The following is a 15,959-nucleotide window of genomic DNA, read 5'->3' on the forward strand; positions in this document are numbered from 1 at the left end:
TATGGATATTTTTGTAGGTTTCCTTCTATGGCCAAACTCGCTCTAGAGCTTTCTCTGCAGGTTAAGGAATCGCGCTATCTGTCGCTGACCAGGAAGCCTAAGCAGGATGGTGTTTTTTACGCGGGTTTTGAGGTGTGTGCGCCGGACTTCTTGATCGACCGCGAAAATTTCCCATTCTGGATGTTGGAATACATCAGCGAAGGGCAGGGGGAGATGCGCGTGCGCGGCAAAAAGCACCAGCTGGGCGCGGGGTCGTTGATTTGCTACGGGCCAGGGATCCCGATTTATTTTCATAACCGCGCTGACCATCCCTTTCATAAATACTTTTTCTGCCGGACAGACGGCGCATTTCCGGATCGTTGGCGGCAATGTGGGCTCACGCCCGGTTCGGTGAATACGCTGTCGCTGGGCAGTCCGTTTTGCGCGGTGATGGACCAGCTCATTTTTGACGGCGCTCAGGGCTATGCGGAAAAGGTTCAGACTCTCAATTCGCTTGAGCTTATTCTGACGAGCTACATTCGGCGGGATTTATCCAAGGAAAAAACTAATACCGATGGCCCTGCGCAGGTGTATGAGATTGCCATGCGCGTGCTCAACGAAGAGTACCGCGAGATCAACTCTTTGGCCGAATTGGCGGACCGTACGGGTTACGGCTCGGAGTATTTGTGCCGCATTTTTAAACGCTACCACAACGAATCGCCCTATCAGGCGCTCTTGCGTATGAAAATGAATGAGGCGTTTCGTCAACTAAAGGATGGTCGGCTTCGTGTGATGGACATCGCTCAGCAGGTCGGTTTTGACGATCCATTGCACTTTTCCCGCGTCTTCAAAAAGACGATGGGCATGCCGCCAAGCATGGTGAATGGCTGAACCTTTGTCGGCCAAAAATCCTACTAACTAGCGGGAAATCAGCCTGTTGTGACTTTTGCGTTTGGAGGGCTCTTGATTTTAGCGCTTATCGTCCGGCTATGTTGAACACAGTGCTTCTACTTGGTTCTGATTTATGCGAAAACGAACACGGTGAAGAACTGAAGTATGAAATTTATTCATACTGCTAATATTCAGTAGTTTATGCAAAAATTAGTATTGACGAGACAGCCTTGTGAAATTCACGTTACGCGGCTTTTTTTAGTGGATTGTTAGACGCATAAGCATACGAACAATCGCCTATTTCACTCAACGACTTTACTAACTCTAAATCCCATCCAAATACTACCCAATATGTGTTTAACAGCGATACATGTTTTGGGGCGTTAACTGCTTTTTAGACAGCGATATGGCTATCGACGTCAAACTTTTCCACCGGACTTCCTACCGCTATGACCACCTGGTGACGATGGGGCCCCAAGTTGTGCGTTTGCGCCCTGCGCCGCACTGCCGCTCCGAGATCGTTTCCTACTCGATGCGCATTGAGCCCGAGGGCCAATGGGTCAACTGGCAACAGGACCCCTTCAGCAACTATTTGGCCCGCGTCGCCTTTCCCGAGAAGACCGACCTGTTCGAGGTGATCGTCGACCTGACGGTCCGCATGGAGGCGTTCAACCCGTTCGACTTCTTCCTCGACACCAATGCCGAGCATTACCCGATCGAGTACAGCGAGGCCACCGAGCACGATCTAAAGCCGTACTTGAAAACGGAAAAGCCCGGCCCACTCCTCAAGAAGTGGGTCGACTCCGTTGACCGTAGCAAAAAGCAGACGATCGACTTCCTCGTTGAGCTGAATCAGCGCATCAACAGCGAGCTGAAATACACGCTGCGCATGGACCCGGGCGTCCAAGAGCCCGAAGAAACCCTAGAGCTCGGCATCGGTTCCTGCCGCGACTTTACGTGGTTGTTCGTCAACATCTTGCGCCACCTGGGCATTGCCGCGCGTTTCACGTCCGGCTACTCGATCCAACTGCGCGCGGACGAAAAGGCCATCGACGGTCCGTCCGGTGTTGAAGAGGACATTTGCGACCTGCACGCCTGGACCGAAGTTTACCTGCCGGGCGCTGGCTGGGTCGGCCTCGACTCGACTTCCGGCCTGTTCTGCGGCGAAGGCCACATTCCGCTGGCCGCGACTCCAGACCCGCGCACCGCAGCGCCGATCACCGGCGGTTTCTCGGTCGACGAGGGCCAGAAGGTCAAGGACGAGTTCGAGCACGAAATGTGGATTCAGCGCGTGCACGAGACGCCGCGTGTGACTTATCCCTACAACGACGAGCAGTGGAAAGACATCGTCGAGCTGGGCACCGAGATCGACAAGGACATGGACGCCAAGGACATCCGCCTGACTATGGGTGGCGAGCCGACCTTCGTGTCCATCGACGACTTTGAGAGCGAAGAGTGGACCATTTCCGCCGTCGGGCTCGACAAGCGCAATAAGTCCGAAGACTTGCTTAAGCGCCTCTTCGCGAAGTATGGCAAGGGCGGCTTCCTGCACTACGGTCAGGGCAAGTGGTATCCGAGCGAGTCGCTGCCGCGCTGGTCTTACTCCTGCATCTGGCGCAAGGACGGCCAAACGATTTGGAAGGACCCCGCGCTTTTGGCGGACCTCCGTAAGGACTACGGCTTCACCGAGGTCGAGTCGCGCACGTTCATGAATCTCCTTTGCGAGAAGCTGAACCTCGACCCGAACATGGCCATGGACGGCTATGAAGACGCCTGGTATTACATGTGGCGCGAGCGCCGCTTGCCGACCAACGTCAACCCGCTGCAAAACAAAATCGAAGACGTGGAAGAGCGCACGCGCTTGGCCAAGGTCTTCGAGCAGGGGCTGAAGAAGGTCATCGGCTGCGCCTTGCCGATCGAGCGCGGCTGGGTCAATGGCCGCTACGCATGGTTGACCGGTCCGTGGTTCCTGCGCCCGGAAACGTTGTTCCTCTTCCCGGGTGACTCGCCCATGGGCCTACGTCTGCCGCTGGACTCCATGCCTTGGCAAGCGCCGACGGACTACCGCTTCATGGGTGAAGCGCCGATGCCGGAAGACGCGCCGCCGCTGCCGGACTACGATGCGCTGGCCAGCCAATACCGCCGCGATGGCGCCTCCGCAGGTGACCTGGGCAGCGGTCCGCATTCCCGCGCTGGTGGTCTGCAAAACGTTCCCCAGAGCGACCGATTTGATCCGTGGGAAGACTACATGCGCCGCTTTGGTCCGGGGAAATCTTTTGGCGCGACCCCCGGCACTTGGCAAATCCCAGTCCACATGCGCCCGCGTCCGGAGACGATGCAGCGCCCGGACACCACGCCGCTGGACAACACCACCGCGCCGTGGATCATCCGCACCGCACTTTGCGTAGAGGCGCGCGAGGGCAACTTGTTTGTCTTCATGCCGCCGACACCGTCGATCGAAGACTACATCGACCTGTTGACCGCCATTGAAACAACCGCTGGCGAGCTCAACATGCCGGTCGTGATCGAAGGCTACCTGCCGCCGCTCGACCGCCGTTTGGACAGCATCAAGATCACCCCGGACCCCGGCGTGGTCGAAGTCAACGTGCAGCCTTCCAGCGACTGGGCGCACCTCGTCGAAAAGACGGAGTTCCTTTACGAAGCCGCGAAGCACTGCCGCCTTGGCGCGAACAAGTTCGACCAGGATGGCACGCACACCGGCACCGGCGGGGGCAACCACATTGTCTGCGGTGGCGACTTGCCCAAGGATTCACCCATCCTGCGCAACCCGAAGCTCTTGTCCTCGCTGATCGCCTACTGGCACCAGCACCCGTCGCTCAGCTACGTGTTCAGCGGCAAGTTCATTGGGCCGACTTCGCAGGCGCCGCGTATCGATGAAGCGCGCAATGACTCGCTTTACGAAATGGAAATCGCGATGCGCGAACTCGACGCGCAGATGCAAAACGGCAAGCAATGCCCGCCATGGCTCGTCGACCGCATCTTCCGCAACTTGCTGACCGACTTGACCGGTAACACCCACCGCGCCGAGTTCTGCATCGACAAGCTTTACTCGCCGGACAGCTATACGGGCCGCCTGGGTCTGCTGGAAATGCGTGGCTACGAAATGCCGCCGCACGCCCGCATGTCGCTCACGCAGCACCTGCTGCTCCGCGCGCTGATCAACCGCTTCTGGGACAACCCCTACGAGCCGGAGCGCCTCGTCCGCTGGGGCACCCAGCTGCACGACCGCTGGATGCTGCCGCACTGGAATTTCCGCGACTTCAGCGAAGTGCTGGAAGACCTTAAGGAGTGGGGCATGCCGTTCAACATCGACTGGTTTGCGCCGCATTTGGAGTTCCGCTTCCCGAAGTTTGGCGAAGTGAGCTACAACGGTATGCGCATGGAAATCCGCCAGGCGCTCGAGCCTTGGCTGACCCTCGGCGAAGAGGCCACGGGGCAGGGCACCGCGCGCTACGTGGACTCCTCGGTCGAGCGCGTTCAGGTGAAGATCGAAAACTTCATCCCCGAGCGCTACGCCCTGTATTGCAACGGCTACAAGGTGCCGCTCAGCCCCGGTGGCGTGGAAGGCGAATACGTTGCTGGCGTGCGTTTCCGCGCATGGCAGCCGCCTTCGGCCCTGCACCCGACGATCACCATCGATTCTCCGCTCACCTTTGACCTCGTCGACACCTGGAACAACACTAGCCTAGGCGGTTGCCGTCACCACATCACCCACCCGGGTGGCCGTGGCTACGACGACTTCCCGGTCAACGCCCTCGCGGCGGAAAGCCGTCGCCTCAGCCGTTTTGAGAAGATCGGCCACACGCCCGGCGCTCAAACGATGCCGCGCCGCGAGAAGCACTCCATCGATTTCCCGATGACGCTCGACCTGCGCCAACCCCAAACCCTCAGCAACCTCTAACTATTTTTTACCGCAGAGCACGCGAAGGCGCGGAGAGCGCAGAGGAGTTCCTCATATTATTTGAATTTTTAGTCTCTGCGCTCTCCGCGCCTCCGCGAGCTCTGCGGTATATCGCCACGCATACCCTCACTTCCACAGAACAATCTTTTTAGGCTGATCCTCAACAAACCATCATTGTACTAACTACCGGGTTAATCGCAGTCTCAGCCTATAGAAAACCCAAACGATAATGATCACAAGCAGCAGAAAATCCCAAGAAAGTGGCTTCCAGTTCGGCGGCCACAGCAGTGTTGTCATCAATGGTGACAGCGCTTCCATCTATGTTGGCCGTCTGGACAACTACGGCGAAGCCAGCACCCCGCGTTTGCAGGTATGGGCCCTCTATGGTGCTCCGACCGGCGACGAAATCGACGGTGTGCTTCTCGCCGAAGCCGAAACCCAGGCCCTCTACGGTGGCTACTATCTCGAATTCATTTCCCTCGACGCAGTCCTCGCCGACAGCGTGCGCGGCCTTTACACGATTGCGCTCGTCGTGACGCGCGCCGGCGAGTCCGGCTCTTACGACGATATCGTGGTGATGCCCGACCTCGTGGACTTCTACCACCCGCAGCTCATCCAGCCTGCAGCCGCCAAGCTCAGCAGCGATGGTTTCTCGGCTTCGGTGGCTGGCGTCAGCAATCCCCGCACTTCCGGCAACGCCAGCGGCTCCCTCGTGGTTGAGCTCTGGGCCATGTCCGACAAGAACGGCTTCACCGGCAGCGATTTCCACCTCGGCGGTGTCGAATACATCTCCGCTCAAGGCGGCGAAGTCTCCACCAGCATCGAGTTCAATGGTTACCCGAACTACCCGACGGGCAAGTTCTTCCCGGCCATCGTTCTGCGCGAATGGACCCCGGCTGGCTACCTCGTGCGTGACCGCATCGTTGGTGAAAACGCCCTCGAGTTCCCGCCGCAGCTCAATGCAGTTGCCGACGCCTTCAATGCGCCCGTCGCTCAAGTGACCGCTAAGGTGGTTGCACAGGAGCCGACCCTCGCCAAGGCTGCCCTCAAGGACGGTCCTACGCAGGAGAAGAAGGTTGCCGTCACTAAGAAGGTTGCCGCACCGGCCGCCAAGAAGGAAGAAGCCAAGCCCGCCGCCAAGGCCGAGCCCAAGAAGGCTGAAGTAAAGGCTGCTCCGGCCAAGGCAGAGTCCAAGAAGGTTGAAGCCAAGTCCCCGGCCAAGGCTGAACCGAAGACGGAAGCTGCCAAGCCTGCCGCCAAGAAGGCCGCGAAGAAGGCCGCAGCGAAAAAGTCCTCGATCAAGAAGGCTTCGAAGGCCTCCAAGAAGAAGTAAGCTTCTTGCCAGGTCACTTTAACCATTAAGCCGTCGGGGTTATCCGGCGGCTTTTTACATGTGCTGATCAACCACTGGGTAGGGACGGTTGCCCTCAACCGTCCGTTGCGGCGAAATGGATGCGCGTTCCATTGCCATAACCATGTGGATGAAACGCGGACGGTTGAGGGCAACCGTCCCTACCTTGTGGTTGTTAAATAAACGGTGGGGTATTGAGGCGGATGCTAGTGGATGATATCACCTGCCTCGTAGCCCATTATGCCATTGTTATGGAGCAACACAGGGTCGATAAGTCTGTCCATGTCCATTACCTTATACCTTTTCTCGGTTAAATTGAGACACTGAAACAAGTATAGTGCTCAATATCTTAATTTAACCGAGAAAAGGTATAACCGCAACACTTGTCAAACCGCAATCTTTCGGTCGGGCGTAAGTTGCATGGATTGCAACAGCTGAGAGGTCGCCGCTGCTGGAGGGCAATGTTTCGTCGTTGCCGCAACCTACTGGTATGCTTAGTGGCCAGCGTCCCGATGGACCGGTGGATTGGCTGGAGGGCTAGGCTCCGTCATCGCCGTTGCGTCTTCCGTAGCACGGGTGTCCCCGCCAGTGCTACTTATTGCGAGTACTCCGGCGCAACGGCGATGACGGAGCTCGCTCTCCAGTGCAGGTGGCTGTTCCTAGCTTAGGCATTGCCAATTCCTCGCCGAGGATCTGGCAGTTCCTGCCCGAGGAACTGGTAATTCCTAACCGAGGAACTGACGGTTCCTAACCGAGAAACTGGCTGTGAGCTGGCGATGGCAATGATTTCCCCGCGCGTCGCCCAGTTCTTTGGATTCAACCTGATGGCTGGGGACTTCTGCGGAGGCCTTTTAGGAGTCAGTTTGGAGCTCGGGAAAGGTTTTTGGGATGCGCGTTTTCCAATCCCAAACCGCGCTGACTCGCGGGCTCCATCCGCCTGTCTTAGGCTTGTCGGCGGAGAGGTCGGTGTTGTCCCAGAGCGAAGGATGCGGCGACCTCTTGCTGCCAAACACCGTGACTACCTTATGCTTGAGCACAAACTCGGTCGCTTCTTCGAAAGTCTTCATGCGAGCACAATTCATGGTAATGGTTTCATCTTGTTTTTCTGACGCTAAGAGTCGTTGAGTGTCATGGCACGCCGGTGGGTGATGAGTGAAGGATCGGCTCAATCTATGAAAAATGGGAATGTTAACAATTTCATGATCTCATGTTTTTTTCTTGTAATGCATGGTTTGAGTGATAGCAAATTATCACGAATCAATCTTTTAGTATTGAGGTTCACGAATTAACCCCAGAGTAAAGGACCTAGTATGCCCCGCTTTTATTTTGTTGTTACATGCCGTACAATCGGCATTTTTTTAAGCCTATTGTTGGGAATGTTCACAAATGCTTATGCGGCTGATCCCAATGAGTTTGAAGTGATCAACTATGATTTGGGTAATAACGGCGTGAATATGTATGGTCGCCTATTTGTCCCTGATAATTATGATAGTGCGCAGTCTTATCCATTAGTTATCTCGCTACATGGTCTAGGGGAATACGGCACGGATAACGCTGATCAGGTCAATGGGAACATTGATAATCTGCTAGCTGCGGCAAAAAGCCATGACTTCTTCCTCTACGCGCCACAGTCTGCTACGCAGGGGTGGGATCTTGAAAAGATGGATGCAATCATGCGGATGGCTGGCCAGATTTCTCAAGCTTACTCGGTGGATCTTGACCGGGTGTATACCACAGGACTGTCGAATGGGGGCGCCGGTGCTTACACAATGTTATCCAACTATACTCAGGCTTTCGCAGCAGGTGTCGCTATTTGCGGAAATACGGGCAGTGCGACTGACAATTCAAAATTAATCCAAGTTCCCTTGTGGATTTTTCATGCGATTGATGATCACACTGAAAATAATGTGACCTATTCTCGTGATAGAGTTAATGGAATGCGGGCTGAGCAAGGCAAGACGGCGTTGTCATGGCGTCTGAACGACGATCCCAGTAACCCATATTATAATAATGGCGAGCCTTACTACAGTGCTTCTTCTGGACATACTTTCTACGATGAGGATGGTCTTCGATATACAGAATACTCCGAGGGCGGACATGGAATTTGGGGGCGAGCATATGGTGAGAGCCATCTCTATGACTGGTTGCTGGAACAGAGTCGCTCACTGAATTCTCTGGAAGCTGGTGAGTCCATGCGCTTTGATTTTGGGAACAGCGCCTACTCTGAACCAGATTCCGAAGGCCATTACTGGAATTCCAGTCGCACTTGGTTGGAGCGTACGCTTGATGCGATGGTTTTTCCGTTTTGTAAGACTGAGACTGGCGAGCGGACCCGGGTGATGGTTGAAGTCGCTCAAACTTTTGCAGGTTGGCATATCGCGAGCACGACTGGAACGCTACCTTTTGAGGACAATATTGCGCTGGATGGCTGGTCAACCTTGAATGGGCAAACAAATGCAGACCCGACTTCCACGATCGCCTTTCACGGCCTGAACCCCAATCAATCCTACCGGGTTCAGATATTTGCCACCAGTTCAAGTGATGACGGTGGGCGAACGCGGACCACTCGTTATGAAATACACGGCGCGAGCGTTGACTTGGATCCTTATTTAAATGAGAGCACGTTTGCGGAATTTACTGAAGTGACCGCAGACGCGAACGGCTCCATTACGCTCAATGTGTTGCCTTCGCCTGATACCAATGCGCGCTTTGGTTTGATTAGCGCGGCAGTCATCACTGCTCTCAGCAATGAGCTGACCGCGAACGATGACAATGCTTCGACCGATGAAAGCACCGCTGTATTCGTCGATGTGCTGGCCAATGATTTCCCGGCCAACATGCTTTCTATTGCCGCAAACACCGCGCCTGCTCATGGAATTGCGAGTATCGTTGGAGACCAAATCGAATACACGCCCGATTATGGATACATCGGGATGGACTCGTTCAGCTATACGATGACCGACGGAGTAGACACTGCTTCTGCCACAGTAACGGTGCAGGTTAACAGTATCGCGGTCGCAGATGATTTGACGGATGCGGGCCTTACTGGCGGGGAGATTGGGGCAAACGCCTCGGGTTCGTCACGCGTCATACCAGATGATATTTGGGAAGTGACCAGCAGCGGTGAAGGCCTTATTGGAACTGAGGATAGTTTCTACTTCGAACAGCTTGCCATCGAAGGCGACTTTCAAGCCCTGGTTCGCGTGCAAGCTCTCAGTGTTTCACCGGCGAGTCTGCGTGCAGGTCTAATGGTTAGGGAAAGCCTGGATGCGGATTCCCGAAATGCATGGCTGGGCTCTGCTCCATCGGGGTATGTTTACTCCGGAGGTCGTGCTACGGTTGGCGCCAGCAGTAGTGAGACCGTCGGCTCAATGCAGTATCTTTTCCCTGATCTTTGGCTCCTGCTGCAACGCGAGGGGGATGTGATAACGTTGGCGAGCTCCGCTCAAGATAACGCTTATACTGAGATTGATAGCGTCACGTTGCCGAGCCTGTCGAGCAGTGTCTACCTCGGGATTTTCGGCACAAGCGGCGATGACTCCATCGCAACGCTAGCCCAGTTTAGCGATTTTCAGATCATTGAAATTAACGAAGGCGAAGGCATTGCGTCCGTGGGGCATTGGAGGCTTGATGAAACCAGTGGCGTGACCGCAGAAGACTCATCTGGTGAATCAGACGCCACATTATACGGAGACGCTGCTTGGGATACTGGCGGTCGTTTCGACGGCTGTCTCTATCTGGATGGAAGCAATGATTGGGTGGAAATTCCCCACAATGACTTGCACAGTGGCAGTGAGCTTTCCATTTCGATGTGGTTCAATCCGGATGTTTTGGATGGCAGTCCGCGCGCGCTCATTTCCAAACGCTGGGGTGTGAATATCGACCGCACATTCAGCATATTTATGAACCAGTCCAATAACCGTTTATTCATCGATATCGGAACCGAACGCTTTGATACGGGGTATGCAATTACCCAAACCGGCGTTTGGCAGCACTTGGCAATGGTTTTTGACGGTTCACTTGGTACTGATAGTCTCAAGCTGTATCTGGATGGAGTCTTGATTTACACAGCACAACCTAGCGCTGCTGAAATTGCGAATAATGACATCCCAATCTATGCGGGCATTTTTAACGCTGATTATGGAACGAGTTTCAGCGGCTACATCGATGATATTCGCATATATGATTTGGTCTTGGATGTCGATGGTGTCGCCTTGCTTGCGCAAGGGTTGGAGCCAGACAATCAGGATGTCGTGGAAGAGGGCTTGGTGTCTTTTTGGTCTCTGGACCAAAGCAGTGGCGTCGTGGCAATTGACGAAACTGGTTTTCAGGACGCAGATTTACAAGGTGACGCAGCCTGGGCCACGAGTGGCTATTCAGGTCAGGCATTGTACCTTGATGGGCAAAACGACTGGCTCGAAGTACCTGATCTGGCCGAGTATGAAGGTAGTCAGTTGACTTTGGCGATGTGGTTTCAGCCGCAACTGTTGGATGGCCAGCCGCGGGGGTTGATTTCCAAGCGCACGAGCCCGCAAAGCCGTGCCTTCAGCATTTTCACTAACAGTTGGAACAACCGCATTTATATTGATATCGGCAGCGAGCGTTTTGACACGGGTTACTCAATTAGCGAATTATCTGTGTGGCACCATATCGCGGTTGTGTTTGATGGATCTCTTTCGCAGGACAGCCTGAAATTATATATCGACGGCGTTCAGGTATATGCCACCCAACCTGTGGCGCAGGTGATTCCCGACATCGGCGCGCCCCTCACATTTGGCATTTTAAACGCCGATTATGGAACGGGCTTTTGCGGATTGATCGATGAGGTTCGGACCTATGACCGTCCTTTGGACGCTTTGGAAATTCTGAGCCTTGCCGATTAGCTTCAAGATTGGAAAACCGAACCGTTAGCCAGGACAACTACGGTTGAGGGGCGCATGGCTCTCGTCCGTTGAAAGCATCATCTCCGCAATGCTTTCCGTGGAACAGTGCTTCACTGGGTGGTCCCTAGCTTTGCCAAACATCCTCGCAGAGGCTTGAAACCTCAGCGAGGATGAATCGGCTCGCGCCCGTGACGGCTCTACAAACGCTGAGCGATCCGCAGTTTCGGCGCCGTTAATCGTGGTCGCACTTGGTGGCGGGATTGAAGACAAAGGCGTCATCCGGGCCCATGAATTTTCCGCGTTCGATGAGTGTATCCACAAGCGTTTCGGCCGACATGCCGCCGCCGGTGCAGATGACGAACTCGGTTTCGGGGCCGAACTTTTCGTTGATCGCGGCGATGAGCGAGTCGCGGGAATAAGTTTGGCCAGAGGAGGCCATCATTTCGAGAACGGCGTGGCCGTGAACTTCGTTGGATTCGTTGATCATGATGATACTTTCGTAATGGATTATAAGTTAGGAGGCGAGCAGGACTTGCAGGTCTTGTTCGGGCGTAGTGATTGGCTGAATGTTGTAATGGGCCACCAGATAATTCAGCACGTTGGGCGTAATGAACGCTGGCAGCGTCGGCCCCAGGCGGATATCTTTGATGCCCAGGTAGAGCAAGGTAAGCAGGATTGAGACCGCCTTTTGCTCATACCAGGAAAGCACCATCGAAAGTGGCAGATCGTTGACGCCGCAGTCGAAGGCCTTGCTCAGCGCCACGGCGATTTGAATGGCCGAGTAGGCATCGTTGCACTGGCCAATGTCGAGTAGGCGCGGGATGCCGCGGATGTCACCGAGGTCTTCCTTGATGAAGCGGAACTTGCCGCAGGCGAGGGTTAAAACAACCGAGTCGGCGGGTGTCTGACGCACGAAATCCGTGTAGTAGCTGCGTTCGGAGCGCGCGCCATCACAGCCGCCGACCAGGAAGAAATGCTTGATGTCACCCGCCTTGACGGCGTCGATAATCTTGTCCACTACGCCGAGCACTGCGTTGCGCGCAAAGCCGGTCGTGACCGTGCCTTGGTCGGTGTCGTCGGTCCAGCCGTCGAGCTCCAGCGCCTTGTCGATGACAGCGGAAAAGTCGTGTTCGGGCACATGCTGGACGTCGGGCCAGCCGACGAGGTTCGTCGTGAACACACGGTCGGCGTAGCTGGCCAAGGGGCGTTGAATGCAATTCGTGGTGAAGAGGATCGCGCCGGGGAAGTTACCGAGTTCGATGCGTTGGTTGTGCCAGGCGGTTCCGAAGTGGCCGAAGAAATGTGGATACTTCTTGAGCTGCGGATAGGCATGGCAGGGCAGCATCTCGCCGTGGGTGTAGACATCGATGCCCTTGCCCTCGGTTTGGCGCAGGAGGGTTTCGAGGTTTTGCAAGTCGTGCCCGGTGATGAGAATGCACTTGTTTTTGCGGTGGCCGAGCGGGACGGCGGTAGGCTCTGGGTGGCCGTAGTGGCCGGTGTTACTGGCGTCGAGCAGCTCCATCGCGCGTAGGTTGATCTCGCCAGCGCGCAGCGCAGCCTTCACGCAGTCTTCCACGGTCAAGCCCTCGGCAGTCAGCGCGAGGAGGGCGTCGTAGATGAACTCAGTGACGACCGGATCGGCCTCGCCAAACTTGTAGGCGTGCTCAGCGTAGGCGGCGATGCCCTTGATCCCGTAGAGCAGGATCTGCTTGAGCGAGCGGATGTCGGCGTCGGCATCGAGCTTTTCGATGAGGTTAAGCGCGCGGCTTTGTTCAATTAGCGCCTCGTTGGTGTCGGCGGGTATGAAGCGAGCCGAGGGATGGGGAAAACCAAGGTCGCGGCTAGCTTCGGCGAGCTGGGCGGTCAGCGCGTTGCGGCGGGCGACGGTTTCGCGGATGAGATCGCACAGGCGATCGGCGTCGAAATTGACGTTGGTCAGCGTGGTGAAGACGCCTTTGAGCACGAAGAAGTCGAGTTCCTCATCGACGATGCCGAGGTTTCGCGCTTCATGGGCGGGAAAGGCCAGGCCTTGCAGCGCGTAGATGAGCGCGTCTTGCAGGGCAGCGGTGATGTCGGTTTTGCCGCAGACGCCGCCGATTTCGCAGGCGACCCCTTTAGCAGTTTGTTCGCATTGGTTGCAGTACATGTTTTTGAATCCTCCCAGTTGTGGTTTTCCAGTAGCATAGCAGAAATGAGGCGGCGGTTTCCTTGACCTAGATCAAGAACCGGAAAGTTTTTCGAAAAAACTGCGTGCTTTAGCGGGCGGGGCGCTACAGATTGCCTCAATGGACCGCGCCGCAATTATAGCCCAATGCAGCCTCTTCAACGGTCTGAACGAAGAGGACGTGCTGATGCTGGCCGCTGCCTGTGAAACGAAGCAGGTCGGGCGCGGTGAAGTGATCTTCCTCGAAGGGGTGGCGGCGGTCGGATTTTACGTCGTCGCGACGGGCCAAGTGAAGATCTACAAGAGCAACGCCGAGGGGCGCGAAAAGATCCTCCACATCTTCGGGCCGGGGGAATCTTTTGCGGAAGTGCCAGTGTTTCACGGCGACCCGTATCCTGCTTCGGCGATGGCGATGAAGGCCTCGGAGGTGCTGTGCTTTCCGCGGGCGCGCTTCGTGGAAATCATCGAGCAGCATCCCTCGCTGTCGATGAATATGCTGGCGAATTTCGCCCAGAAGTTGCGGCGCTTCTCCATGCAGATTGAAAACCTCGCGCTGCGTGAAGTCCCTGCGCGGCTGGCCTCGCATTTGATCTACCTCAGCGAGTCGCAAAAGCGCACCGACGCTGTGACGCTGCGCGTGCCCAAGGGCCAGCTGGCCAACCTTCTGGGCACGACGCCGGAAACGCTGTCGCGTGTGCTGGGGCGGCTGGAAGAGTCGGGCGTGATCCGCTCGGAAGGCAAGGCCATTGCACTGCTCGACTGGCCCAAATTACGCGAGTTGGCGGGCTAAGTGGCACACAAAAAACGCCCGAGCTTGATGCCCGGGCGTTGATATCAGATACTTGGCGCTCTTGGCTTACTTGAAGCCTTCCTGACCTTCTTCGTGGAGGCTGCCGCCTTTGGCGGTGATCTTCTCGGGCGCCTTGTCGACGGGGACGTTTGGCGCGTCCATCGCGCCGGCCCAGTTGCCTTCGGGCTTGGCCCACTCGACGGCATTCGCGATGACTTGGCGGACGGTTTCGTTGTGGTAGATCGGATACGTTTCGTGGCCGGGGCGGAAGTAGAAGATTTTACCCGCGCCACGACGCCAGGTGCAGCCCGAGCGGAAGACTTCGCCGCCTTCAAACCAGGAGATGAAGATCTGCTCGTCCGGGGTGGGGATGCCGAAAGGCTCGCCATACATTTCCGTTTCCGGCAGTTCGATACATTCGCCGAGGCCCTTAACAATTGCATGGGCGGGGGAGGTGACCCATAGGCGTTCGCGCTCGCCTGCTTCACGCCATTTGAGCGCGCAAGAGGTCCCGAGGAGGCGCTTGAAAATCTTCGAGAAGTGCCCGCTATGCAGGACGATCAAACCCATGCCTTCGAGCACACGTTTTTGCACGCGGTCAACGATCTCGTCGCTGACTTTGCCGTGTGCGCAGTGGCCCCACCAGAGCATGACGTCGGTGTTGTCGACGACATCTTGCGGCAGGCCGTGCTCGGGTTGGTCAAGGGTTGCCGTGGTGACGGCAACTTCGTCGCCCAAGAGCTTTTTGAGTCCCTCGGCGATGGCACCGTGGATGCCGTTGGGATAGATGCCCTGAACGACCTTGTTGGTGTTTTCGTGAACGAATTCGTTCCAGATGGTAACGCGGATTGGCATAATATATACGGGGGTTAAAGTTGGACGGGTTGTTTGCTTTGGTTGGATTCAGTTGCGGCGTCGAGCATCTTCTGGACGGCTAAGCCGCGAGCAAAGTCGGGTTGATCCTGCACGCCACTCGCAATGCTTTCGATAAAGCGTTCGTAGATATTCGGAGTGGGCGGGCAGTAGTGGCTTTCCCAAGGCTCGGTTTTGCCGTCAGCGCCGATGCGGCTGGTCTCGATCATGTGGTAGGACTTATCGAGGTCGATGCGCAGCGCGCCTTTCTCGCCATGAATGCTCAGAGCAAGCGAGTTCATGTGGCCAGTCGCCATACGCGTGGTGGTCACGGTTCCCATGGCGCCGCTGGCGAACTCGACAATCATCAATGCGCTGTCGTTGGCATCGAGTTTGTATTCGCCGATTTGGTTGCCGGGGGCTTTGTCGAAGGTATGCAAGCGAGCTTGTAGGCTGGCGGCATCGCCGACGGGAAACGTGGCAAAATCCAAAATGTGTACGCCGACATCGCCAAGCACGCCGTTGCTGCCGTGTTCGGTTGAGCAACGCCAGAGCCAGCCTGGGCTGGTTGCCCAGTCACCCCAATCCTTGGCAGTAAGCCAGCTCTGTAGGTAGTGGGCCTCGACGTGAAAAATCCGACCTAGCTCACCGCCTTGAACCATCTTCGCCGCACGCTGAATTGCGGAGCTGTCGCGGTAAGAGAAATTTACCATGTTGATGACCCCGGCTTTCTTCGCGGCAGCGACCATTTTCTCCGCGTCTTCAACACTAGTAGCGAGTGGCTTTTCGCTCAGCACATGCTTGCCAGCGGCGAGCGCTTGCAGGGCAATGGGGGCGTGGAATGCATCCGGAGTGACAATGGAAATCGCGTCGAAGTCGCATTTCTCCAGCATTTCTGAAAGATCTGTGTAGGTCTCCGGGATATTGTAGGTCTTGGCGAACTCCGCCACGCGCTCGGCAGAGATGTCACAGCAGGCGACTACTTTTGATTTATCCTTTTGGGATAGCTTTAGGGCATGGTTCTTGGCCATGCCGCCAGTTCCAATAACAGCAACTTTAATCATGCCTCTAGGATTGACTCAGGTAAGTTTTTCACAAATTTATTAGGCCTCACGGAACCGCCAAAA

10 protein-coding genes are annotated in these 15,959 nt (G+C 55.9%); 5 read left to right on the plus strand and 5 right to left on the minus strand.

All coding sequences use genetic code 11. From position 1 onward, the window contains the following. The first annotated feature begins 27 nt into the window (after positions 1-27). The 3 genes from RBB62_RS05330 to RBB62_RS05340 all read left to right on the plus strand — a co-directional run bounded on the left by RBB62_RS05330 (position 28) and on the right by RBB62_RS05340 (position 6,125). On the plus strand, positions 28-870 hold the full coding sequence (locus tag RBB62_RS05330; protein ID WP_309397698.1) for a helix-turn-helix domain-containing protein: 843 nt from the start codon (positions 28-30) through the stop codon (positions 868-870). A 406-nt stretch (positions 871-1,276) separates the two neighbouring features. Beyond that, positions 1,277-4,792 carry a transglutaminase family protein gene (locus tag RBB62_RS05335; RefSeq protein ID WP_309397699.1) on the plus strand — a complete coding sequence of 1,172 codons (3,516 nt, stop codon included), beginning with the start codon at positions 1,277-1,279 and terminating at the stop codon, positions 4,790-4,792. A 229-nt stretch (positions 4,793-5,021) separates the two neighbouring features. Next, positions 5,022-6,125 (plus strand): hypothetical protein, encoded by a 1,104-nt coding sequence (locus RBB62_RS05340; RefSeq protein ID WP_309397700.1) that lies wholly within the window; start codon positions 5,022-5,024, stop codon positions 6,123-6,125. 869 nt (positions 6,126-6,994) lie between these two features. Here RBB62_RS05340 and RBB62_RS05345 read toward each other — a convergent pair. Beyond that, the gene (locus tag RBB62_RS05345) at positions 6,995-7,210 is read right to left on the minus strand and encodes a hypothetical protein (protein WP_309397701.1); all 216 of its coding nucleotides are present in this window, start codon (positions 7,208-7,210) and stop codon (positions 6,995-6,997) included. Between the two features lie 243 nt (positions 7,211-7,453). On the opposite strand from RBB62_RS05345, the gene RBB62_RS05350 reads away from it, so the two are divergent. Next, on the plus strand, positions 7,454-11,026 hold the full coding sequence (locus RBB62_RS05350; protein ID WP_309397702.1) for a LamG-like jellyroll fold domain-containing protein: 3,573 nt from the start codon (positions 7,454-7,456) through the stop codon (positions 11,024-11,026). A gap of 232 nt (positions 11,027-11,258) precedes the next feature. On the opposite strand, the gene RBB62_RS05355 is transcribed toward RBB62_RS05350, so the two are convergent. Beyond that, positions 11,259-11,513 (minus strand): YecH family metal-binding protein, encoded by a 255-nt coding sequence (locus RBB62_RS05355; RefSeq protein WP_309397703.1) that lies wholly within the window; start codon positions 11,511-11,513, stop codon positions 11,259-11,261. Positions 11,514-11,540: 27 nt separating this feature from the next. Then, a complete protein-coding gene (hcp, locus tag RBB62_RS05360; protein WP_309397704.1) occupies positions 11,541-13,172 on the minus strand; it encodes a hydroxylamine reductase in 1,632 nt (543 codons plus the stop codon). Positions 13,173-13,311: 139 nt separating this feature from the next. On the opposite strand from hcp, the gene RBB62_RS05365 reads away from it, so the two are divergent. Further along, positions 13,312-13,980 carry a Crp/Fnr family transcriptional regulator gene (locus RBB62_RS05365; RefSeq protein WP_309397705.1) on the plus strand — a complete coding sequence of 223 codons (669 nt, stop codon included), beginning with the start codon at positions 13,312-13,314 and terminating at the stop codon, positions 13,978-13,980. A 66-nt stretch (positions 13,981-14,046) separates the two neighbouring features. On the opposite strand, the gene RBB62_RS05370 is transcribed toward RBB62_RS05365, so the two are convergent. Beyond that, positions 14,047-14,835 (minus strand): ThuA domain-containing protein, encoded by a 789-nt coding sequence (locus RBB62_RS05370; RefSeq protein WP_309397706.1) that lies wholly within the window; start codon positions 14,833-14,835, stop codon positions 14,047-14,049. 14 nt (positions 14,836-14,849) lie between these two features. Then, entirely contained in the window at positions 14,850-15,896 is a 1,047-nt protein-coding gene (locus RBB62_RS05375) for a Gfo/Idh/MocA family protein (RefSeq protein ID WP_309397707.1), read from the minus strand. Positions 15,897-15,959 lie beyond the last annotated feature (63 nt).

This window comes from Cerasicoccus maritimus, from assembly GCA_031296935.1.
In the GTDB taxonomy this organism is placed as follows: domain Bacteria; phylum Verrucomicrobiota; class Verrucomicrobiia; order Opitutales; family Cerasicoccaceae; genus Cerasicoccus; species Cerasicoccus maritimus.

What these genes read in the sequence shown, in the direction of transcription:
- RBB62_RS05330 (WP_309397698.1), top strand. Translation starts at nt 28, where the DNA reads ATGGCCAAACTCGCTCTAGAGCTTTCTCTGCAGGTTAAGGAATCGCGC.
- RBB62_RS05335 (WP_309397699.1), top strand. Translation starts at nt 1,277, where the DNA reads ATGGCTATCGACGTCAAACTTTTCCACCGGACTTCCTACCGCTATGAC.
- RBB62_RS05340 (WP_309397700.1), top strand. Translation starts at nt 5,022, where the DNA reads ATGATCACAAGCAGCAGAAAATCCCAAGAAAGTGGCTTCCAGTTCGGC.
- RBB62_RS05345 (WP_309397701.1), bottom strand. Translation starts at nt 7,210, where the DNA reads ATGAAGACTTTCGAAGAAGCGACCGAGTTTGTGCTCAAGCATAAGGTA.
- RBB62_RS05350 (WP_309397702.1), top strand. Translation starts at nt 7,454, where the DNA reads ATGCCCCGCTTTTATTTTGTTGTTACATGCCGTACAATCGGCATTTTT.
- RBB62_RS05355 (WP_309397703.1), bottom strand. Translation starts at nt 11,513, where the DNA reads ATGATCAACGAATCCAACGAAGTTCACGGCCACGCCGTTCTCGAAATG.
- hcp (WP_309397704.1), bottom strand. Translation starts at nt 13,172, where the DNA reads ATGTACTGCAACCAATGCGAACAAACTGCTAAAGGGGTCGCCTGCGAA.
- RBB62_RS05365 (WP_309397705.1), top strand. Translation starts at nt 13,312, where the DNA reads ATGGACCGCGCCGCAATTATAGCCCAATGCAGCCTCTTCAACGGTCTG.
- RBB62_RS05370 (WP_309397706.1), bottom strand. Translation starts at nt 14,835, where the DNA reads ATGCCAATCCGCGTTACCATCTGGAACGAATTCGTTCACGAAAACACC.
- RBB62_RS05375 (WP_309397707.1), bottom strand. Translation starts at nt 15,896, where the DNA reads ATGATTAAAGTTGCTGTTATTGGAACTGGCGGCATGGCCAAGAACCAT.